This is a genomic window from Sphingomonas naphthae, from assembly GCF_028607085.1.
Classification (GTDB): domain Bacteria; phylum Pseudomonadota; class Alphaproteobacteria; order Sphingomonadales; family Sphingomonadaceae; genus Sphingomonas_Q; species Sphingomonas_Q naphthae.
On the sequence record NZ_CP117413.1, the window covers coordinates 51,158 to 72,807 of the forward strand.

General features: G+C 60.9%; 25 protein-coding genes. All 25 read right to left on the minus strand.

Annotated features, from left to right (window positions below; translation table 11 throughout):
• Positions 1–8: 8 nt before the first annotated feature.
• A complete protein-coding gene (locus PQ455_RS20205; RefSeq protein ID WP_273692145.1) occupies positions 9–968 on the minus strand; it encodes an LPD7 domain-containing protein in 960 nt (319 codons plus the stop codon).
• Positions 958–2,916 carry a type IV secretory system conjugative DNA transfer family protein gene (locus PQ455_RS20210; RefSeq protein ID WP_273692177.1) on the minus strand — a complete coding sequence of 653 codons (1,959 nt, stop codon included), beginning with the start codon at positions 2,914–2,916 and terminating at the stop codon, positions 958–960. The genes PQ455_RS20205 and PQ455_RS20210 overlap by 11 nt, the downstream gene beginning before the upstream one ends.
• A gap of 16 nt (positions 2,917–2,932) precedes the next feature.
• A complete protein-coding gene (gene virB11, locus PQ455_RS20215) occupies positions 2,933–3,937 on the minus strand; it encodes a P-type DNA transfer ATPase VirB11 (protein WP_273692146.1) in 1,005 nt (334 codons plus the stop codon).
• 2 nt (positions 3,938–3,939) lie between these two features.
• Positions 3,940–5,067: a type IV secretion system protein VirB10 gene (gene virB10 / locus PQ455_RS20220; RefSeq protein ID WP_273692149.1), complete on the minus strand. Its 1,128-nt coding sequence runs from the start codon at positions 5,065–5,067 to the stop codon at positions 3,940–3,942.
• A 107-nt stretch (positions 5,068–5,174) separates the two neighbouring features.
• Complete coding sequence (gene virB9, locus PQ455_RS20225; RefSeq protein ID WP_273692152.1) at positions 5,175–6,029, minus strand: P-type conjugative transfer protein VirB9; 855 nt, start codon at positions 6,027–6,029, stop codon at positions 5,175–5,177.
• On the minus strand, positions 6,026–6,706 hold the full coding sequence (locus PQ455_RS20230) for a VirB8 family type IV secretion system protein (protein ID WP_273692154.1): 681 nt from the start codon (positions 6,704–6,706) through the stop codon (positions 6,026–6,028). The genes virB9 and PQ455_RS20230 overlap by 4 nt, the downstream gene beginning before the upstream one ends.
• 363 nt (positions 6,707–7,069) lie before the next feature.
• Positions 7,070–8,014, minus strand: coding sequence for a TrbL/VirB6 family protein (locus tag PQ455_RS20235; protein ID WP_273692155.1), 945 nt, complete (start codon positions 8,012–8,014; stop codon positions 7,070–7,072).
• Positions 8,015–8,038: 24 nt separating this feature from the next.
• Complete coding sequence (locus PQ455_RS21095; protein WP_420542885.1) at positions 8,039–8,257, minus strand: EexN family lipoprotein; 219 nt, start codon at positions 8,255–8,257, stop codon at positions 8,039–8,041.
• Positions 8,254–8,967, minus strand: coding sequence for a TrbJ/VirB5 family protein (locus tag PQ455_RS20240; RefSeq protein ID WP_420542886.1), 714 nt, complete (start codon positions 8,965–8,967; stop codon positions 8,254–8,256). Before PQ455_RS20240 ends, PQ455_RS21095 begins: the two co-directional genes overlap by 4 nt.
• 4 nt (positions 8,968–8,971) lie before the next feature.
• The gene (locus PQ455_RS20245; protein ID WP_273692156.1) at positions 8,972–11,362 is read right to left on the minus strand and encodes a VirB4 family type IV secretion/conjugal transfer ATPase; all 2,391 of its coding nucleotides are present in this window, start codon (positions 11,360–11,362) and stop codon (positions 8,972–8,974) included.
• Between the two features lie 19 nt (positions 11,363–11,381).
• Positions 11,382–11,726, minus strand: coding sequence for a VirB3 family type IV secretion system protein (locus PQ455_RS20250; protein WP_273692158.1), 345 nt, complete (start codon positions 11,724–11,726; stop codon positions 11,382–11,384).
• 3 nt (positions 11,727–11,729) lie between these two features.
• Positions 11,730–12,062 carry a TrbC/VirB2 family protein gene (locus tag PQ455_RS20255; protein WP_273692161.1) on the minus strand — a complete coding sequence of 111 codons (333 nt, stop codon included), beginning with the start codon at positions 12,060–12,062 and terminating at the stop codon, positions 11,730–11,732.
• Positions 12,059–12,739 (minus strand): lytic transglycosylase domain-containing protein, encoded by a 681-nt coding sequence (locus tag PQ455_RS20260; protein ID WP_273692163.1) that lies wholly within the window; start codon positions 12,737–12,739, stop codon positions 12,059–12,061. Before PQ455_RS20260 ends, PQ455_RS20255 begins: the two co-directional genes overlap by 4 nt.
• Positions 12,736–13,098, minus strand: coding sequence for a hypothetical protein (locus PQ455_RS20265; RefSeq protein ID WP_273692165.1), 363 nt, complete (start codon positions 13,096–13,098; stop codon positions 12,736–12,738). The genes PQ455_RS20260 and PQ455_RS20265 overlap by 4 nt, the downstream gene beginning before the upstream one ends.
• Positions 13,099–13,229: 131 nt before the next feature.
• On the minus strand, positions 13,230–14,021 hold the full coding sequence (locus tag PQ455_RS20270) for a phytanoyl-CoA dioxygenase family protein (RefSeq protein WP_273692166.1): 792 nt from the start codon (positions 14,019–14,021) through the stop codon (positions 13,230–13,232).
• Positions 13,987–15,107 (minus strand): IS3 family transposase gene (locus PQ455_RS20275; RefSeq protein WP_273686543.1). Its coding sequence is split into 2 segments (ribosomal slippage): positions 13,987–14,858 and positions 14,858–15,107, totalling 1,122 coding nucleotides; the frame shifts between segments, so codons are not numbered across the junction. The genes PQ455_RS20270 and PQ455_RS20275 overlap by 35 nt, the downstream gene beginning before the upstream one ends.
• Complete coding sequence (locus PQ455_RS20280) at positions 15,058–15,345, minus strand: hypothetical protein (RefSeq protein ID WP_273691906.1); 288 nt, start codon at positions 15,343–15,345, stop codon at positions 15,058–15,060. The genes PQ455_RS20275 and PQ455_RS20280 overlap by 50 nt, the downstream gene beginning before the upstream one ends.
• 17 nt (positions 15,346–15,362) lie before the next feature.
• On the minus strand, positions 15,363–15,923 hold the full coding sequence (locus PQ455_RS20285) for an acyl-homoserine-lactone synthase (protein ID WP_273691908.1): 561 nt from the start codon (positions 15,921–15,923) through the stop codon (positions 15,363–15,365).
• A 130-nt stretch (positions 15,924–16,053) separates the two neighbouring features.
• Entirely contained in the window at positions 16,054–16,803 is a 750-nt protein-coding gene (locus tag PQ455_RS20290) for a LuxR family transcriptional regulator (protein WP_273691911.1), read from the minus strand.
• Positions 16,804–16,820: 17 nt separating this feature from the next.
• Positions 16,821–17,582: a helix-turn-helix transcriptional regulator gene (locus tag PQ455_RS20295; protein WP_273691913.1), complete on the minus strand. Its 762-nt coding sequence runs from the start codon at positions 17,580–17,582 to the stop codon at positions 16,821–16,823.
• Positions 17,583–17,907: 325 nt separating this feature from the next.
• Positions 17,908–18,609: a VIT1/CCC1 transporter family protein gene (locus PQ455_RS20300; RefSeq protein WP_273691916.1), complete on the minus strand. Its 702-nt coding sequence runs from the start codon at positions 18,607–18,609 to the stop codon at positions 17,908–17,910.
• Positions 18,610–18,714: 105 nt separating this feature from the next.
• Positions 18,715–20,040: a sensor histidine kinase gene (locus PQ455_RS20305; RefSeq protein ID WP_273691918.1), complete on the minus strand. Its 1,326-nt coding sequence runs from the start codon at positions 20,038–20,040 to the stop codon at positions 18,715–18,717.
• Positions 20,033–20,719: a response regulator gene (locus PQ455_RS20310; RefSeq protein WP_273691921.1), complete on the minus strand. Its 687-nt coding sequence runs from the start codon at positions 20,717–20,719 to the stop codon at positions 20,033–20,035. Before PQ455_RS20310 ends, PQ455_RS20305 begins: the two co-directional genes overlap by 8 nt.
• Positions 20,694–21,248 carry a cytochrome b/b6 domain-containing protein gene (locus PQ455_RS20315; RefSeq protein WP_273691923.1) on the minus strand — a complete coding sequence of 185 codons (555 nt, stop codon included), beginning with the start codon at positions 21,246–21,248 and terminating at the stop codon, positions 20,694–20,696. Before PQ455_RS20315 ends, PQ455_RS20310 begins: the two co-directional genes overlap by 26 nt.
• A gap of 26 nt (positions 21,249–21,274) precedes the next feature.
• Positions 21,275–21,559: a PepSY domain-containing protein gene (locus tag PQ455_RS20320; protein ID WP_273691925.1), complete on the minus strand. Its 285-nt coding sequence runs from the start codon at positions 21,557–21,559 to the stop codon at positions 21,275–21,277.
• Positions 21,560–21,650 lie beyond the last annotated feature (91 nt).

The window sequence follows — 21,650 nt, forward strand, 5'->3', positions numbered from 1 at the left end:
CGCTGTTGCTACCGACTTCGACTGCGCTGGGGCGGTCGAGGCGCCCGGCCCGGCGTTTCGCGGCTCGGCGATGTCTGAGCTGTGGCCCGATCTCCCGGCGCTTGGCGCTCCCGATTTTCGACTTGCCGAACCTGTGCGGGTCGGATGGGCCGACCGGCCGCGACATGCGCATCGAACTGGGCCTGCGCAACCGACATCACGCGTCCGATCGCTTCGGGATTGTCGAACAGGGTGCGGCGAATAACGGCCTCAATGACCCGAAGCTGGCTCCGCGCCGCACGGTCATTGTCCTGACCGGGTCGACCGGGCGAACCCATATCGGTGCGCGCCGACGGTGAGGGTCGGGCACTGGCGGCCGAGCGATCGGCTCCCGGTTCAGCCTCCCTGTGTGCCTTGACCGAAGGCGTGATACTGTTGCGACTGGCGGCTGCACGAACCCGATCGAGTTCCTGAATGTCTCGTTCGTTCGGCTTGAAACCGCGAACCTCGATCCCTTGCCGGCTGGCTTCGAGCCAGGCGGCGCGTCGGAATGCTTCCGAGCCGGTGACGTGGATCTGTTCCCACCCGCGATGCTGGGCGATCGCCACCAGATCCTTGACCACTTCCTGGCTTTCGGTCGCTGTGACCAGGCGGCGGCCCTGGTCGCGAAAGGCGGGATCCTTTGTTTCGGGGGACGTGAAGAATATGGCGTCACCCGACCACTTGGCCTTGTCGCTGTAATAGCGCTTGCGAACGGTATCCGGCATATCGCCCTGGTCGACGGATCGAACCGCACCTGCCTTTTCGCTTTTTTCGCGTGACGGGAGGGCGGCATTGGGTCCGGGCAGTGCCTGGCCGATCGATGGGTCCGGTTTCGACGGGGCCTCAGCGGTGCCGCCTTTGATGGCGCGCGCAGGCGAAGAGGCATCGAGCGCGACGGTATTGGCGGGGCTTTTGGGAGGCGCCGGATTCTTGTCCTTATCGGCCATTATCGGACCTTTCCTGTATGTGGGTCATGTCGGAGGCCGCGATGGTGCCCCCCTCGCCAACCGCTCGCGCGCTCATCGCCATCACAAATGCAATGGCGGCGGCTTCGTCGCCGGGCGCCGGAAGATCGGCGAGATCGCCGAGCACCAGCATGTCGTCGGTGATTTCAAACTCGCCGGAAATCTCGGGGTCGGACATGGGACGGGTCATGATTATGTCCTCTTCCATGGCTGTGTTTGCGGGATCGGATCGCAAGGCTGCAATCTTGCCTTCGCGCGCGCGAACCAGCGGATCGTTTCCCGGCGATGCCTGCCCTGATGCCGCCGAGGGGGCATGTGCCGGGGCGTTCGTGATGGCGCGCGGTGCCACTTTGGGCGGCGGGCTGATGCGGTTGGTAAAGCGCCGCACGCGGAAATATTCGATTTTGCGGCCGCGGACGGGCGGGATACCGCCACGAAGGAGGAGAAGCTCGCTCTTGGGCATCTGCATCAGTTCCTGCGGCATCATCAGCGCGCGGCGCTGATCGGATTCCGAGATGCTCCGGTTGGCCAGCATGCCGTGGATCGTGCGGCTCTTCGATTTGACGTTCATGGTGAAGAAGCCGAGCCGGTCGGACAGCTCGTTCGCGACCTTGAGTTCCTTCGGCGTGAATATGATTTCGAGCCCGCAATTGGCGATGATCTCGTCGGTCACATCGGGGCCATAGATTGCGCGCGGTTGCGAGCGGCTCTGGATGACCGGCAGAAGCCGCAACCCATAGCCAGCGACATAGGAAAAGGCCGAGGCGATCACGGGCGCTTTGCCCAACCGGGCAAACTCATCGAGAAGGATCAGGACCGGGATGCGGCCGCCGCTTTCGGGCAGCTCGCGTGTGTTGAGGTCGACCAGCTGCTGGAGAAACAGGTTATAGACCGGCGCGATCCGGTCGATATTGTCCGGCGACACGCCAAGATAGATCGACATGCGCTCGCGGCGGACCTGGCGCAGGTCGAAGTCGGTCTCCGACGTGGCGGCATCGACATAGGGGTTGAGCCAGAGGTTGAGTTTGGAGGTGATCGTCTGCTTGATGCCCGAAAAGGTGTTGTCGGACGCGGAGGTGAAGTCGCTGAGTGCGGAGCGGCAGGCCTGGCTCAGCCGCTGGCCGACCCGTTCGGCTTCCTCCAGGGCGCGGGGCAATTCGACCTTGGGGTCTCCGGCCGTCAGCCTGCGATAAATCTCGCCGATGGTGAAGGGCAGGGCAGGGTTCGCCGCCACCAGCGCGCCCACCCCAACAAAGGCGCCGCGCGCCGCCTCAGCCCAGAAGGGATCGGATTTCTCGGGTGCGGGAAACAGCATGCCAGCAATCTTCTGCAACTCGTTGACGACATCGATGTCGTCCGTGCGTTCGATATAGCTGAGCGGATTATAGCGCGCCGAGCGGCTTTCCGGGTCAAGAGGATCGAACAGATGAACCCTCTGCCCATGCCTGGCTCTGAATCCTGCGGTGAGTTCCCAATTCTCGCGCTTCACATCGAGAACGACCACCGAGTCCGGCCAGCTGAGCAGGTTCGGGATGACGACGCCGACGCCTTTGCCGGCCCGGGTCGGCGCTTCGAGCAGCACATGCTCGGTGCCGCCGAAGACGAGATAGCGCCCGCCCTTCTGCCCAACGATGATGCCGGTGGTGCTGCGCAGCTGTTCACGCCGGATCTCGGCTTCCCGCGCAAATCGCGCCTCGCCGTGGAGCGGTCGACGTCGGCGCAGGATCACCAGCGCCGCCAGCACGATGATCCCCCCACAGATGAGCGCGCCGCGCTTTAGCCAGAGGAACAGCAGCGGATCCTCGCGATAATACCAGAGCCAGGCGGGCAGCGCGCTCACCTGCATCTGTGGACCGATCTGGCGCAGGCCGATCAATGCGATGAGCAGCGTGCCCGCTATCCATGCCATCAGGATGGCGAGAGCGAGCATGACGGCAAGGCTGGCCCTAGCCGGCAGCCGGATGTCCACCAAAGGGTTCAAAATAGACCTCCTCGACCTCGAACTGGCCTCGATGCTTGCGTGTCTGGACCACCACATCGATCAGCATCCGCAGCAGGCCGCGAATATCGTCACGCGCCAGGTCCCGGCCGCCTTCGGATTCCTTCACCAGCAAGGTCAGCTGCTCGAATGCGCCTGCAGCCGAGCCAGCATGGACCGTGGTGATCGAGCCGGGATGGCCCGAGTTCACGTTGCGCAGATAGAAGAACGCCGTGCCGTCCCGCAGCTCCTGGAGCAGGATGCGATCGGGGCGCATCCGTAGCGCGCTCTCGAGCAGTTGCTTCGGTCCTACCTTGGCGAGGCCCTGTTGTTCGCTGGAATAGACCATGTGGACGACATTGCGATGTTCGACGACCAGCTCGCGGGTGTCCTCGATCGTCAGCAGGCGCTCTTCGGATGGGATGAGGCGGATCAAGGCCTTTGCAAAGGTTGTCTTGCCCGAACCGGTGGCGCCGCTGACCAGCACATTCTTCCGCGCTGCAACCGCGACGCGAAAAAAGGCCGGCCAGTCGCCAGCGTCGCGCAGTGCGATAAGCTCGCTATCGACCGCGCCCAACCCTCGCGCAGCGGACCGCGTGCCGGAAAACAAGCCGGCGCCGGCGAGATCATCGATCGCGAGCGTGACGAGCGATGGCTTGCGGATCGTAAAGGATGGCGCGCCTGTGGGCGTAACGGAGGGAATGACGATCTGGCATCGCTCGCCGCCGGGCAGGATCGTCGAGCAGATCGGCATCTCGGCGTTGACGTCCTGATGCGTGAAGCTGGCGGCAGCGACCGCAAGGGTCGCCAGCCACTCGCTGTCGAGTTCGGGGACATCACGCCAGTGCCAACCCTGGCGATCCTCGATGCCGACCTCGCCGGGACGGTTGATGACGAGTTCGGTCACGTCCGTTGGCACCAGCAGGGGCTGGATTGGTGCAAGATAGTGCCGAAGGACCGCCGTATCGCGCATGGCTAGCGCCGCAGCTCGAGATTATAAACGTCGGCGAAGTTGAAATCCTTCGCCACGAAGATGCCGACCTCTTCGCCCTGATTCTTTTTCAGGACCGGACGAATGTTGATGCTGTTCTGGAGAGCGATGCTCGCGCCCTCGCTCGGCGTGCGGGTCGTGTTGGTGAAATTATTGTTGCCGCCCGCAGCCGCCTGTCCGGCAATATAAGCGGCATCATCGACCAATGAGAGCAGGAGCGCGCCGCCGAAACGCGCCCAGAAAAAGGTGTCGACCGCGCCCGCCATGCCGGCGCGCCCGAGGGCGTCCGATCCTGGCGAAGCGAGATCGATGCGCACGCCCTGCGGCGTGACCGCGCGTGTCCACAGGACGAAAAGGCGGTTCTGCCCTTGTTGCAGGCCGCCGCGATATTCGCCGAGTACCCTTGTGCCCTTTTCCATCAGGATCACACGGCCATTTTCGGAGTAAATGTCGCGCGGGATGATGCAGGACGTGTAGCCGGGCTGCGCCGAGTTCATCGCGGTCTGCAAGGTGCAGGGGATGAGTGTGCCGGCCGTGATCAGGAAATTGCGGTTCGGCAGCATCGAAGCGCGGGCTTCTCCCACCGCCGAACTTTGCCGCAGCATGTCGAGCGCATTGGGCGCGCCGCCGGGGCGATCGGCGCCTGCCTCGGAGCCGTCGGCTGTGCCAGGAGCACCGGTCGGTTGCCCGTCTCCGGGAGAGGGGGCGGCGCCTGCTGTCCGATCCTGCCCGCCATAAGCGATCAGCGTCGATCGGCGCGCCTGGTCCGCGATGCTGACATGTTGCTGGCTTGCCCCGGGGGGTGTCGCTCCAAGCTGCATGGCCGGTACGACTTGTCCGTCCGGCCCGGCAAGCGGAGAGCCGGCGGGCACATTCGGATTGAGCACCGGCGCGTTCGGATCACCGGTGCCGAGCGGCTTGGGCTGCGGTGCGACGGCATCATAAGCGACGGTTTCGCGGGCGGTGAGGTCGGGCCGTTGCCGCGCTGCGTCGGATGTCGCCATGACGCCCACGCCCGATGTCGTCTTCGTGCCCGAATTGACCCAGAGGATGCCAAGCACCATCGCGGTGCCGGCGAAGATCAGCGCCGTGTTACGTTTCGCCGGCATCATGCCGCCAACCGGATCGATGCCGCGCTCACGGACGATTTCGTCGCGCTCCGGGGTCGGGTCGCCGCCGGGCAGCGCCCGTGTGCCGCTTGTGGGCTCATCCACGCCGCTCACTCCTTGGGATCCTGAAGGGTGCGTTCGACATGGGGCGAACCGGTGTTGGTCCCATAGTCGACGCCGTAAGAGGTTTGCGCCTGATTATAGATGCACAGGACTTCGCCGTTGCGGCGCAGGCGCAACTGAGCCGCGACGAGATGCACGACGACGAATTCGTCGCGCACGTCGAACGGTACGAGCGTTTCGGTGCCGTCGGGGCGGACAAGATAGATGGCGGGGATCTCGCGGTTCGCGGGAAATCGCAAGACCGTGAACTGGCCATTGTCGGAGATTTCGGACGGCTGAAGGTCGCTGGCGCCCTGGACCTTGTAGTTGAGGTTACGTGGCCCCTCGATCACCCCATGATCCAGCGCGCTGCGGATCACGCCCGCTTCGGCGCGGGCGATCTGCTGTGCTGCCTGCATAGCCTGCAGTCGCTTCGCGCGTTCCGCCTCATCGCGGGGATAGCGGAAGCGGACCTGGAAATAGGTATTGGCCGAGCGTGTGCCGATCGGTCCGCTGCGCGCCGTCAACTCGAAGGCGTAGCTGCGCATCTCGCCCGCCCGATTGGTGGTCACGATCAGATTGGTGGGTCCGGCGCGCTCGCGCGGCTTCAGGAAGAGGATATGGCCGGCGACGGCGACTTCCCACGAAACGGTATCGCCGAGCGCGACATGCTGGATCGTCTCGTCACTGCCGAGGACGATCTGGGTGGCCGTCCGAAACGTGCCGACCACGCGATAGACCTGGGTTTCCTCATAGTCGACGAACTTGACGCGCGGGTCGGCGGTGCTTCCCCGCAGGACATCGACTGCAAGGGCAGGCGACGCGAGCAGGCATGCTGCGATGAATGCGGTGGCATACTTCACCGGACCACCTCCGGATCGGCCCGGTAGTTCTCAACCTGAAAGCCGAGTGGATTGCGATATCGGTCTCCTTCCGACATCGGCGCATTAGTGTAAGCGAAGGTGATCGTGGCGATCCAGTCAGTCGACTGCGTGTCGGTCTCGGTCTGGACCGTGCGCGTGAAGCGCACATTGGCCACCTTGTTGTTGATGAAAGAGATGTTGCGGACCCGGGCCTGTACAACCGTGTTCTTGCCCCAGACGGTCTGGGGACTGTTCGCATTGCTGTTGCTGAAGAAGCGGCCCCAGCGCTGCTGTTCACCGGGCTGCGACAGGATGGTGACGGAGCGGAAATTTTCTTCAGCGGCGGCCGGCAACCAACTCTCCCGCGCCCTTACATATTGGGCGAGGAAGAATTTCGTCACGGCCTCATCATATTGCATCGGCTTCTGCGTGAGAGCCGTCTGGATGTCGACGGCGCCCGTCACTTGGTTTACCCGGATGACATAGGGAACGACCGTCTTGAGGGGGGTCAAGGCGGCGACGGCGAAGACGGACGCGGCCGTGAGGACGCTCGCCACGCCTGCCACTGTCCAGGCAATGCGCGCCGATCGTAGGGCGGAACGGATACGGTCCTGATCCCATGTCCTGGCATCATCGAAATAGGCAGCGATGCCCTTTCCCGGAACGGATTCCTTCATCGGTGGGCTCCTCAACAACTGGCGTATCGATGCGGCATCTGCAGCGCCGATGATTTCGAACCGGCCGATGGCACCGGCGGAGGTGGTCCAGCGGCACCCGAAGGCACGGCCGTCGCGGGCGGGACAGGTGGAGCAGGAGGCGGGGCGGTGGTCGGGGCTATAGGGGAGCCAGGCAGGACACTTCCGTAGATATTGACGTCACGCAGATGATGCCCATCGCATACTGCCAGCTTTTTCGGCCCGGAGGCGCAGGCCGACGCGGTTGTCATGCAGAGCAAGACACATGCCCATCGCACCGCTTTGCTCTGCGGCGTCGGTTGTTGGCCACGGGTTGGGGAGGGGCTCATCCGGTTGGACTCCATGTCATGCGGCTCGGATCGAGCCGCCGCGCTGGGCCGCCCGTTCGAGGTTGCGGCTATTCTGCATGCTGCGGCGTTGGCGGAAGGGTGATGCCATTGTGCCCCAGGCCGTACCGGCGAACGCGCCGACGCCAGCTGCGGCTCCACCCGCAATGCCGGTCGCGATCGCAGGGGCCTGGAAGAAGAATATGGTGCCGAGGAAGATGTAGGCGGCGAACAGAACGGCGCCCAAAGCTGCGTCACCCACTCCTTCGGATGCTACGGTCGCCGCATTGCCCAAATCAGTTATAAGTGCGGTGATTGCGATGATGACAGCCATCAAAACGATGTAGTTAAACGCCTGACTCAGCCAGCCATGAAACATACGGCGTGTCGTTTCGAATAAAGATAAAGCAATAAATATTGGTCCGAGCGCGATAACTAACGCAAGTGCCACCTTCGCAAAAACAGTTATTGCGAAGCCAATCGCAGCTGAGAGCCCGGCGAGAGCCTTCAGTACCAAGCTAACCAAATATAGGACCAGCTTGTAGGGATTTATATCGCTGTAAATTGCTGCTTCGGTTTCTATGCGAGCAACGATCGCATCAGATTGGGCATAGTAATCATCGAAAACGCCGCCGACTGTCGAAACCGTCTTTCCAGCTAGCGCTTGGGAAATGGTGTCAGGCATTCCGTGAAAGAGTGGCTGCGTGACCCAGTCTGAATAAGCGACGGTTGTAGCCGCGAGATACAGCAAACATAATTTCACCATGCGGTAAAATAGCTCGCCCCAAGGCTCACTAACGATGCCACGCATGACCATGTAACCGAAGAGCCCAATGTATATCACTAAACCGAGCGCCAGCGGTCCGCGAACTACATCGATGACATTGTTCAGGCGTTCATTGAGGAAGAGGTCGAGCTTTCCATCTATATTTGTGTAGAGCGTCGAAAATAATCCCGTAGCCATTGCTATGCTCCGCTAAGTCAAACCTCAGTGTGAGAGTGCGCGTAGTTTTTGATTAAGCGTTTTCATGCTCTCCGCGTTTGAGCATTCTTGGGTGTTTCCGTGAGTGCCGTCAGCGCATACCTTTAGAAGTTCAGCTAATTCGTCGGGATGAGCGCGAAGGTAGTCCTTGCCTCTAGGCTGCTCATGGCAGCCTCCCAAAAGAAGCAGAAAGCATCCGAGCACGGCTCGGCATTGGGCGCTCATTTGCCGAGGCTTTCTAGCTTTCGCGCTAAAATCTCATCGCTCTCACGCTGAGAGCGAAGTTGTTCGCCAGCCTGCTGTCGCATCTGCAATGCTTGAAGCTGCACCGCATCATTCTGGATATGAGCGTTTTCGACCCCGATCCGTGCCTGAATATCCATCACCTGCTTGGCATCGGAGGCGGAATCGAGGGAGCCGCGTAGGTCCTCCAAACCAGCTGTCCGCTGTGCCGTGGTGCTATATGCGGCTTCCGCGACGGCCGCATCGCGCGCCGCATAGTCGCCATTGCGGTCGATTGCGGTACGCGCGGAGCGCTCATATTCGGTCGCATCCGGCCGCAGGGCGGGCAGCTCGATACGATTCGATGAGCGGATGCGATCGGCGGCCGTGCCAAGGGCACCCAAACCCCCATTGTTCGAAGACATGAGGCGCTGAATGTCACGGGCTTCGCTTGGGAGGAGATGGCGCGCGGCGTCGGTCGAAAGACTTGGGGCTATCGTGTTGACGTTCGTCACTTTGTTGAGGCTGGCATAGAGTTGCTGCGCTTCCGCGATCTGCTCTTTGCCCTGGTCGATCATCGACAGGGTGTTTTTGACAGTGGCCAATGCCTGAAGATAGCCAGAGGAATCATAGACCGGGATGCCCTGGGCCAGAACCGGCGACGCCATCAGCAGCGCCACGCCCGTGCATGCTGCTCCTACAAATCTGCGCATGATTTCATCCTTTCCTGATCAAAGAGGGCTGTCGACGTTGGTGAAAGACAGGAAGCCAGACGGCCGGGTCGTCTCCGAACTCGGCGCGAACGGCGTCGAGCAGACCGACCGTTTCGGTGGTGCCGGACAGCACCGCGAGATCGTCGGGCATCCCGGCCAGATCGAGCTCGACGACGATGGAATCATGGCCCTGCTTCACGAGAAACCGTCGGGATTCAGGGATCAGCTCATTGCGTATCAGCCGAAACTCGGCGCGGGTGAGGCCGAGTCCATCAATATAGTCGACTTCGCGCCCATAGGGATTTGGCAGCAGGATCTTGGTCGCAACCTGCTCCATTATGCTGTGGGAAATGTCAGACCGGAGCGCGTCGGCCGGGCTCTGCGTTCCGAACACCAGGAACGCATTCTGCTTACGATAGGTCTTCAGGCCATCCTGTGCGAACGCGCGGAACGCGTCATCGCCCAGTGCCTTCCAGAACTCGTCGATGTCGATGACAAGGCGCCGCCCATCGAGCAAGGCGTCAATGCGATGGAACATATACATCATAAGCGGAGTGCGGACTTCGGGGTTATCGAGAAAGTCCGTCATGTCGAAACCGATGAACCGGGTATCGAGGGACAATCGGTCCTCGGCATTGTCGAACACCCAGCCCAGCGATCCGCCTTGTGCCCATTTTTCGAGGCGCGCGCCGATCCCTTCGGGGTCTCGTTGGCCAAGTAGCTGGCGCAGGGCGAGGATGGATCGTTCGTGCGCGGGCAACCGCCCAAGGGATGCGATGCCCTCGTCGATCATGCGTTCCTGCATGACGCCAAGCTGGCCTCCTCTGGGCGTTACCAGATGGCGGATCAGTCGGCCAAGGAAGACGACATTGCCGGGGCTCTGTTCGAGCGCGCGCAGCGGCGCAAAACCGGTCGTTTCCCCATTTTTGAGCGCCAGATAGGTCCCGCCGACCGAACGGACATAGATCTCGGCACCCCGATCCTTGTCGATGAAGATTTGCTGCGCGCCCGTCTTTTCGAGCTGGGCCATCAGGAAATTCTGGACGACAGTCTTGCCGCCACCCGATGGGCCTATGATCAGGGTGTGCCCCAGATCATTGACGTGGAAGTTGAAATAATATGGTGATTGCGCGGCTGTTTTCATCAGCGCGATCGCTGGACCCCAATGATTCCCGTCAGCGCGACCCGAAGGGAAAGTGTGAAAGGGCGAGAGTGCAGCGAAATTGCGCGATGTGATCGCCGCTGGCCTTGCGCGCCACGCGAAATTGCCCGGTAGTTGCGCCCAAAACGCGGCCTCCAGCGCTGGGCCTTCGCGTGAGGAGACCAGACCCGCATCGGCCAGAGCAGCCCGCGCGGTCGACAGATTTTCGGCGAGGCGTTTGGTCGTCTCGCCGAATACCGCCAGCGAGAAATGATGCTCCCCCAGTACGAAGCGATTGCTCTGCAGATCGTCGGCCGCATCGGCGAGGTCGAGCGCCTGGCTTGCCGCGGCATCGTCGGTCGATGACATCTGGTTTTGCCGCCGGCGCAATCGTTCCGAAGCGCGAGCCTTGCCCATGAATGTGAACGACTGGGTGACGACAAATGAGAAGTCCTGGCTGAGCAGCGCATTCATCTGTCCGGGACGGGTCATTGCCGGATATTCACGGATGCCGAAGAGGCCGATGAAGCGGCTCTTATCATGTGCCCGGACCTCGATTGTCTCACGTCCGAAGATGACACGATCGCCATATAGTGCCGAACCTAGATGTCCTCGGACCAGCGGCACGCGCACGGACTGCCCCATCATGACCGTCTCAAGGATTTCGAGCGGTCGCGAAAACATCAGGCCATTATGCTCGTAGAGACCCAGGCGCTCTGGTCGGCAGCGGCCAAGCAGTTTTTCGATATCCCGCGCTTTTTCCTCGAACCGGGCGAGTTCGTCCGCATCGACTTCGCTGCCCTCGCTCTTGGCCGCCGAAAGGCGCTTGAGCAAAACACCCGTCCGATCGGCCGAGCCAATTGCAGGCCGCATAATGAGCGTCAGATAGAGCTCATTGACGAACATGCGTTTGGCCATCACGCGTTCGCGGTAGCGAGCGTCCAGATCGGCTGCGAAGGTCGAACGAAACTCGCCTTCGGGATAATCCGCGACCGGCCGCCGGATGATATGGCTCCAAATCGCGAGCCGATCGTCCGCGATATTGCGCAGCGTCCCGTTCAGTTTCTCATGCCAGTCGTTGAGATGGAGGGGATCGGCTGTCTCGAAGGCCAGTCCATCAAGCCGGAACATCATCATGAGATCGCGGCCATCAAGCGCGATCACCTGTTCATCGATATGCCGTGCATAGGGAAGATAGCGCCCGGGATCGGCCTCATTTTTAAGGACACGCCACGGCGTCAGATTTGGCGCCATGCGCGCGCGACGCGCTACACTAGCCACGAGCGAAACCCTTGCGCTTGATACCATCCACGGGAAGCGGGGAGTAGGAACTTCCTCCCCACCATGTCCGATTGCGGCAGCGCGCTTTCGTGACGGTCCACAGCCACAGCAGGCGAAAGGCATTGGCGTCGTGACGCACGATAAGCCGCGCAATGGCAAGGAAGGCGCCTGCCAGCGCAGCGGCATAAAGCGGATTACCGGTGATGATCAGGGTCAGGCAGGCCGCGAGCGCGATCGGCAGTGACGCTTCGATCGGAACGCCCAACCACATCGTCGGGCGGGTGACCGCCAAAAAGAGTGTCTCTTCTACGAGCCGATCTTGATCGGGGCCTGCCATGAATCAGGCTCCGCCGGTGATCGTGTCGACGATCCACTGCGCGCTGAAGACAATGAAGATGCCAACGATAACGGTGACGAGCAGGCCGAGGCTCGCGCGGCCGGTAAAAAACATAAAGCCCACGATAACTACCGCGATGACGGCGATGGTCTTGGCAAAGGTGCCTGTCAGCCAGGTCTTGATGTTCTCGGCCATCGATGTCACGCCATCGGCCGCCTGGGCATGCGCAGGGTCAGTCAGAAGCAAGGAGACGACCAGCGCGGTTACGACGACCAATACCGCTTTGACGAGCGTTCGATGCCATATCTCGGGTCGATGCGCTGCGACGAATGTCATTGGCTGTTTCCTTCATTCGAGGGCACGCGCGAATTTCCAAACACCATCATTGGTGCCTGCCATCCGCCCGCTGAAATGTTCCAAATGTTCGGCTGCGATGCCGCGATCGACATTTCTGGCGAGGCCGGGACAGGAAGCGGCGGTCTCGGCCTGGCGATTGCCGCCGATGGCAGTGCCGCGGACACGGACTGCGCGCGCATGGCCGGGATCACGATCGCCGAACTCGCATAGACGCGGCCGACATAACCATTGCGAAAGCCGCGGCCGCGATCTCCCGTGTTGTATAGGGAGAGCGCCACGGAGATCGCTTGGTCCCCTGCGGGCTGGTATCGGGCGGCAGCGGCATAGTTGTCGGAGAGCACATGTGCCGACGCCGCCAGATTCTTGCAGGGGTCGAAAGCATCCTCAACCGACAAGCCCAGCCATGAAAGGTTCGCACTGTTGATCTGCCCGAGGCCGAGATCGATGTTGACGCCTCGCGCGATAAGATTTTTTGCCTGGTAGATGGCGTCTACGACGCTTTTGGGATCCGGCCGGGCGAAGCCTCGCGCATTGACCCCAATTGCCAACGTGTTGAACCGGCTTTCGGTGTGAACGAGCGATATCAGTGTCTCTGGCGCGACCGATGGCGCGCACCGGCCCGCAAGAGCGATTACGCTGGCCAGTTCGAGGATCATTGCTGCACCTCACCCAGGGCGCCGGTGTCCGCAGCGAGCCCCTCGATGTTCGCCAGCGAATAGCTTTGCTGCGTTCCATCTTGGTTGGTCATAACGACCCGGCGCCGCGCGGGTGAATCCCGGTCGATGACCTTGGTCTTGACCAGGCCGCTACCCGAGCATCCGGGGAATGATCCGCCCATCGCAAGCTTGCGCATGAGTTCCGCCATGGGTGGGACGCAGGCGCCATATTGCGTCGCTCCACCAGGATTGGACAGGCAGATCAGCACCTGACAGCCCAGATCATTGGCCTTGGCCGGCACGGAGCCCAGCGGTGCGATGAAGAGAGGGAGAACGAGCGCGAGACGCAGCTGGAGCATTCGTTTTCTCCGCTTGGCAGCGCCCGCTCTCTGAAAATGCGATGCGACTATCCGATGAAAATCATCTCTCTTTTGAAGCTTTTGGGCTGGTTCTGGACAATCCCCCCACCAAGGGGGATCGTAGAGAGGCCTCAGCCATCATGCATGCGGTGTCGCGAGCCCAAGCGCTGGCCCTTCAGGAACTCGCTGAGTGCGGCATCCTGATCAGGACGCAGGGCGTCGATCGCGCCCAGATGCTCAGGTGTATCGTCGCCCAGCAAGATCGACGGGCAGCGTCCCTCATAATTGCCAAGATTAGGCCTATGCTGCTGGTATCCAACCAGCGCCGCGAGATCGGGCGTGAAAGTCCGCGCGACATCCGGGGGATAGACCAGCCATTGATTTTCATAAGGCTTGAGCCAGCCGAGGCAGTAGCTGACGATCATGCCCTGGCGGACATCGGTCGCCTGATTGCCGCCCGCTCCGTGAAGGGTCGAACCAAGAAATATGATGGCTGATCCTGGCCGGCATTCCACTGCAATCGGCGCTCCTTGGGGGTCAGGTAGCGAAGCGTTTGCGCCGTGGCTGCGTGGCCAGATCAGGGTCGTGCCGTTGTCCCGGCGATAGTCGGTGAACGGCCACATCACATTGATCAAATATTCGATCTCGCCGGTCGGTCCCCGCCACATATCCTGATCGCGATGGGGAAATTGGGGGAGGGCACCGGGGTGCAGTTCCAGCGCTTGAGCCAGGTTGAGCTGGATCGTGTCACACCATGGGCCGAGCACTTTCCTCGCCAGTCCAATAATCTGAGGGTGCTGGATGAACTTGGCCGCTCGCTGTGACCGTTTGAGCAGACCTCCGAACCGCTTGGTCCGGCTGCCGTAGAAGCTGACCTGCTCCCCGTTTTCATGCCGCTGATAAGTTAGCTTCGGTGTCCTCATGCCCCTGGCGGGGGCGGTTGGTAAACTCGGCGGGCGCCATGCCGCCGAGGCTGCTGTGCGGACGCACGGTGTTATAGTCTGTCCGCCATGCCTCGATGATCCGTCTCGCCGCAGCCAGCGAGGAGAACAGGTGCTCGTTCAGGCACTCGTCGCGCAAGCGACCATTGAAGCTCTCGACAAAGCCGTTCTGCTGCGGCTTGCCCGGCGCGATGTAATGCCACTCCACGCCCGTGTCCTGGCACCAGGCGAGGACGGCGTGACTGGTCAGTTCGGTCCCGTTGTCGCTGACCACCATGCATGGCAGCCCACGACGCTCGGCGATGGCCGTCAGCTCCCGCACGACACGCCGCCCTGACAGCGAGGTATCGACGATGCAGGCCAGGCACTCCCGGCTGTAGTCGTCGATGACATTGAGCAGGCGGAACCGCCGGCCGCAGGCCAATGCATCCGACACGAAGTCGAGCGACCAGCGCTGGTTGGGTTCCTGCGGAATCGCCATCGGCGCCCGCGTGCCCAACGCTCGTTTTCGGCCGCCGCGCTTTCGCACCGTCAGCCGCTCCTCGCGATACAGCCGGTACATCTTCTTCAGGTTCATGCCCTTGCCTTCACGCCGGAGCAGGACCGCCAGCCGGCGATAACCGAACCGACGACGCTCGTTGGCGATCTCGCGCATCCGTTCGCGCACAGCGTCGTCCTTCCCGCGAAGCGGCTCATATTGCCATGCCGACCGGTTGACCCCGATCAGTCTGCAAGCGCGACGCTCGGAGAAGCCGTGGTCGGCCATCAGCTTCTCCACCGCAGCGTAGCGATCCACAGACCGGGTCAGTTTTTTCCCAGCAGATCCTTCAGCGCCGACACGTCCAGCATCGACTCCGCCAGCAGCTTCTTCAGCCGACGGTTCTCATCCTCGAGCGTGCGCAACCGCGCCGCCTCCGACACGGTCATGCCGCCGTACTTCGCCTTCCAGTTGTAGAACGTCGCATCGCTGATGCCATGCTTCCGGCATAGCTCGGCGGTCTTCACGCCCGCCTCGTGCTCACGCAGCACGCCAATAATCTGGTCCTCGGTAAAACGGCCTCGACGCATCGCTCGTCTCCATCTGACGAGCTAACCTACCAATGGCATGATTTCCGGGGAGCAGGTCAAAGCCACCCGTACAGAACGGCGTTGCATTGAAGTGGGGTGCGAGTTCGTCGCCGAGCGCCTCTACATCACTCACAGGCATAAGATCCGGCAGAATACAGAAGCCATCGGTCAATAGCGTCTCCAATGGTGGCTGACGCCGACCGGGAATGATTGCAGGCAATTTGAGTTGGGTAGCCATGTCCTGTTCTCCCCTGCTCAGGCCGCTGCGCGATCGAGATCCATCAAATGGATCTGCGAAAAAATGCCGGACTGGCGAAGCAGACACGGCGTCTCCGACGAGATTTCGATCCGCATCGCCGACAGGCCGCGTTCATCCTCCGCGTTCGGCAAGCCCAGCGGGGTGCAGATCCAGCCAAAGGCGAGGATTTGCTGAAACCACGCCCATTCGGCGACGCCGGTGTAGGTCGTGATGCCATTCTGCAAGGCATGTTCGACGAGGGCTGATACGAGGCGATTGCGCGTTGCTAGCCGGTCTCGCGCGCGCAGCCGACGCGCCAGACAAAAGCGTGTAATCTCCCGAACGGCCGGTCCTGTTGGCGGGGGTGCATCACATAGATGCGGAAAAATGCTGTCGAGGATATGGGGACGATCCGTGCGCAGCAGCCGCGCAGACCCGCAATGCTCGCCGCTCTCGTCCGTAATGACGATGTACACCGCATCGTCATCATCGAACTGATCGATTTCATATCTCGCGGCGAGAACGGGAATATCCCATCCGAGAAGATCGACGAAGACCCGCTTGCGTTCTTCGAACATGGACCGAAAGACCCTGTCGCTCAGGGCGTGTTCGATTCCGTTTCCAATAACAACCATGATGCACCTCCTGATGAGAGGCGATCATTCGATCAGCTTACCATGCGTGCCGTTATCCCCAGAACTGGGGAGATCATCGCCGCAAAATATCGGCGAAGCTGATTGCGCCGTCGAATAATGCGCGAGTGACAAGGCTGGTGCGCTTCGTGACGTCGTAGCGATCGCGCGCGTCCTTGAGATGCTGCGTCACGGTTTCCGCGCCGACACCGAGAATCCTGGCGATTTCCCAATCGGTCTTGCCACGCGCGACAAGTGCTACGCATTCGACTTGGCGATCGGTTAGGTGCGGTACGGGGGTGATCGGCACGGCTGCGGCGCGGGCTATCTTGCGCGCCGCCTCAAATGCGAAACTGCCGGTCAACTGCACGAGTGGCAATTGTCCTTCGTCCATCGCTTCCCCATCGCTCATGGCAAACGAGCAGGAGCCATTCGCTTCACCAGGGATATGGGCGGGGATCGTGAAGCCATCGCCCAGGCCCGCAGCTCGGGCTGCCGTCAAAACGGCGCGATCTTTGGCACTAAGCGCGATCATCGTCGCGACGTTCGACCATGCGAAGCCGACTGTTGTGGTATGGCTTGCACGATGGATGGGGTCAGAAGCGTATAAGCGCCCTTCTTCGAAAGCCTCGACCCATTCGCGCGGATAGTGAACGAGCCGCATGGCTGTGCCATCAACCGCCAACAGATCGATATGATGAACCAAAGCGAAATATCGAAAGCCCATTTGTCCCGTGATCTCATGGACAAGGTCCATGAGTGCCTGCGGGGTGGAAGCGGCCCTTGCCGCCGTGCAGAAAGCCTGCACTTCGGCAAGGGTGATCATGGGCCGCGAAAAGCCTGTTACACGAGCGCTTCGATATTGAGATGCCCGTCACGAACTGCACGCAGGACCAATTGGGTGCGCCGCCGCACGCCATATCGACGGCGGGCCGCCTCAACATATTCATGGACCGTATCGCGGCTCAATCCCAGGATCTGCGCGATCTCCCAATCGCTCTTGCCTTGCGCCACGAGCGCAATGCAATCGATTTGCCGGGGACTGAGCGGCACTGGCACATTCGCGAGAGCGTCAGTTTCCAGAAGACCGCGAGCGCGCTCAAAGGCTGTCGTGCCGATCAGCCGGGCCGTCAGCATGTCCTCGCTGGATAATGCCTGATCCGATTGGCGAGCAACAGTGAACATCGCGTCGGGCTCGTCCGCCATCCTAATCGGCATCGAATAGCCGGCAGACAGGCCATGCGCGCGGCCGCGCTCGAGTATTGAGATCTGACGAGCGGTTGGAAGGATGTAATCGCCGATGCGGTCCCATGTCAGACCCGAAACCGAGCGCGCGCACGCCGCATGAACCGGGTCATCCATATAGAGCCGGGTTTCGATAATCTCTTCGATCCAGCGCGTGGGATAGGTCGTGAGCATCAACGCGTTTTTGCTACGTCGCATCAGATCGACATTGTGCAACAAAGCAAACCATCTGAATCCGAACTGTCGGATGGCTGCATCTAACATGGCAGAGAGTTGTTCTAGGGTTGTCGCGGTCCGGGAGTGAGCCTCGAAAGCGCTGATATCGCTAAGGCGACCTCGATCATGACATTTTCTCATCATAAGAATTTGGCCACATGATCGGCTCCGTCCAGCCTATATTCGGTGAAGACGTTGAAATGCGGGATGGGATACGTCCGCCGCTCATTCTCTCGCTCTTGCTGCACCGTTCATCGTGGTACGGGCCATGCGAACCGCAGGCTAGCTGTGTCTCTCTTAAGCTATGGGACATCATCCTTCGAAGAGACGGGAGGTTGATCGGTGTCGGCTACCAGAGGTGGGGGGAAGGCAGCCGACACCGTGCGCTGAGGATCACATGATTGTGGTTTCGCCAGCGCAAGCTTGTAGCAGGTTGGTCGAATTCAGATGGATTGGTCCCCAACAGCATTCATACCGCTGTCCCGACGAGCGCCCCGATACCGGCCGTCATCGCCATCGCCAGCGCGCCCCAGAATGTCACCCGTAAGGTCGCCTTCAGCATCGGCGCACCACCGGCACGAGCCCCTATTAGCCCCAGCAGTGCAAGGAATAGCAGTGAAGCGCAGGCCTCGACAGCCACAAGCTTTGGTCCAGGAGTTAAAAGAACAATCGCCAAGGGTAGCGCCGCACCCGCTGTAAAAGTGGCTGCCGATGTCAGAGCTGCCTGGATAGGGCGCGCAGTCGTCATCTCGGATATACCCAGTTCATCATGGGCATGGGCCGCCAGTGCGTCTTTCGCCATCATCTGCCGCGCTACCGATTCTGCGGTTGCAGGATCGACCCCGCGTTTTATGTATATGCCAGCCAACTCCCGCACTTCAGCTTCCACATTGGTGCCGAGCTCTTTTCGCTCGCGGTCGAGATCTGCGCGCTCGGTATCGGACTGGGAGCTGACGGAAACATATTCGCCCGCAGCCATCGACATCGCTCCAGCGACAAGACCCGCAGCACCAGCCACCAATATGTCTGACGATTTGGCTGCGGCTGCCGCAACGCCGATGATAAGGCTCGCGGTCGAGACAATCCCGTCGTTGGCGCCAAGCACTGCGGCACGCAGCCAGCCGATGCGCGAGACAAGATGACGTTCCGCATGCAGTGTATGTCTCGCCATCTCTCCGGTTCTCTTCCTCTGTGTGCCCACTGGTGGTCAGCCGAAATTGCAGGTTGTTTCTTGCGCTTCAGTTCTGACAAACATCTGACACGGCAGGTAGCGGCGTTACAGACCAGCGCGCAATGTCACCCTAAAGAGCGCGCCGCCACTCGGCGCATTCTCAAACGAGATTGATCCACCATGCGCCTCGACAAGGCGCTTGACGATTCCAAGGCCCAGCCCTGCGCCATTGCTGGCTCGACGGTCTCCACGCCAGAATCTTTCGAAGATATGCTGCTTGTCGGCATCCGGGATGCCATTGCCATGATCTCGAACCGAAATTGTAGGCCCAGGGCCAGCCGTGACTTCGATAGGGCCGTTACCGTCGCAATGTGCCAGCGCATTATCGACAAGGTTGCGAATGATCCTATAGATGGCCTCCCGATGGCCGAGCGCGGTCGCATCGCCGAGCTGTTCAAATTCCAGCTCCAGATTTTGTTCGAAGGCCTTGGGCGCAAGGCTGGTGACCACAGCTTTTGCGGTGTCTGCCAGGTCGACAATATCCGCGTCGTCGATCATCAAAGCGTCGGCCTGAGCAAGATCCAGCATCTGGCCAACCAACCGGGTCATATAGAGATTGTCGCGCGACAACTCATCGCGATCTTTGCTCGGCGGCAAACGATCAATGCCAAGCTGCATGATAGCGAGCGGAGTGCGCAATTCGTGGGCGGCATTAGCCGTAAACGTGCGCAACGTGCCTATGGCGTCCTCGAGGCGTCCCAGTGCGCGATTGAAGGCGCAGACAAGCGTGTGCACTTCCCGCGGCGCCATTGGCTCGGACAGCCTCGTCGCCATATTATCGGGATCGAGGCTATCGACCTCCTGTTCGGCCAGCCGCAACGGATCCAGCACACGGCGCACAGCGAGGATGTTGAAGGCTAGCATCAGCAACGACAGCGGGACGAGGGGCAGCACCGCATGCTGCAAAATCTCGTTCCAGATGACTGGCAGATAGGGCCGCAACCCATCGCCTTCGAACTGCATGAGCACCCATCGCTGCTGACCATTCTGAACGATGGTACGGACGCCGGTGATACGATAGCCGGCCAGGGTTCGCTCTCGTTGCGTCCAGTCAACCATCGCCCGGCGCTCATGGGTCAGGTTATGATCGGGATCATGCACCATGGGTTCGTCAAGATAGTGAACCAGCCAATGCGTCGACCCTGGCGGACCTTCGTGAAGGTCGGCCGTCTGAGGGCCAGCAGCGATGCGGTCGGCCTCCAGACTGAGCAGTTCTTGCGCAAGCGACTCTGGCTGGCGACTATATGTCACCACGACGATGGCGATATTGAGCACCGCGAAAATCAGCGTCAGTACCGCAAGGCGAACAGCGATCTGTCGGAACAGGCTTGGCCCGGCTGGCCGGAATAGGGTGAGCGACCCGTCATTCACTGGCTGAACGCCCAGGATACAAGGCGTAGCCGACACCATGAACAGTTTTGATTTCAGCATTTGCAGCCGCGGCTGCGAGACGTTTCCTCAGCCGCGAAACCGTTGCTTCCAGTGCGTTGGGCGTAACCTCTGCATCCATGGAATAGAGCGCGTTCTCGAGACTAGCTTTTGCCACGACATTGCCTGAGCGTCGCAGGAGTTGTTCCAGGAGCGCGACTTCGCGCGGCGTCGCATCAACAGCTTGCCCGGCGACCTGTACTGACCGTGCCGACGGATCCAGGATGATATTTCCTGCGATCAGCGTGGTATCGAGTGCATTCCCCGGCCGCCGCAGAAGCGCACGGCACCGGGCGGCCAGTTCCGGAATCTGGAACGGTTTGACAAGATAGTCGTCGGCGCCCGCATCGAGGCCATCGACCCTATCGTCAAGCCCTCCTCGCGCTGTCAGGACCATGATCGGCGTCATATTTCGCCGGCGACGCATGGCACGGATGAGATCGAGGCCGTCGCCATCGGGAAGACCAAGGTCGACGAGCAGGAGATCATAACAGGATATTTTTTGAGCATGCTCCGCGCCGTCGACGGTATCATACCAGTCGACAGCGAAGCCAAGCTTGTCCAGCCCATCGCGGACCAGATCCGCTAGCCGCGCATTATCCTCGATCAGCAAAATTCGCATAGTCTATGTCCGTCCCGCTCGCGGCTCTCTTTTTGCCCGTAATCATTGACCATGGCAGATTTTCCCGATGCCGCAGGCTTTCAACGATGGCCGCGACGACATGAAGACATGCCGCGGCAAGGATGATGTTCGCCGTCACTTCATGGACCTCTTCTACCCAGGCGACTCCCCAATATCGGTCAGTGCCCATCATCCAACCGGTAAGCCCCATTACAGCGATCAATGCCATCAGGGTGAGCATCATTACTGCGCCTGCAGGATTATGGCCGACGTATCGTGGTTCGCGGCGGCGGATCAGGGCTTTGAGATATCTGGCCAATCGCCGCGGCCCCGGCACGAAATCGGAAAATCGCGCGTGTCGTGAACCAATGAAACCCCAGACAAGCCGGATCGCAAGCGATGTGACCATCGCATATCCAACATAAATATGCAGCTTTTCAGCATGGCGCAGCACCGTCAGATTTGCGACCACGCCAAGCGCTATCGTCCAGTGGAAAATGCGAACGAGCGGATCCCAGACTTTCGTCATGGGCGGATCAATTATGCTCATCTTGGTCAGCCGACGTTGCTCTGGACGATAGCGCCCGTAACCGGATTGAAATAGACCTCGGCACGGCGACCATCCCGGGTTCGCGCATAGACTTCATAACATGATCCGGAGACCTGGAAGGTCTTGATCTTCTGATACCCCATGTGGACGATGCGCGCGCGCATCTGGGCTTGCGACATCCAGCGGGCCTGCGGCTGTGTCGTGCACACCGGCGCCGCCGAAGCGATCGTCGCGGTCGCGAGCGCCGCTGTTGCGGCCACGCTTTTGAACCAGTGAAAGCTGATGATCATCCTATCTCTCCTAAGTCGATGGACCAGTGGACTGTCCATGTTCAGACGATGCGCCATGCTGCTGACGAAGAACTGACAGAGGGCGGTCTTC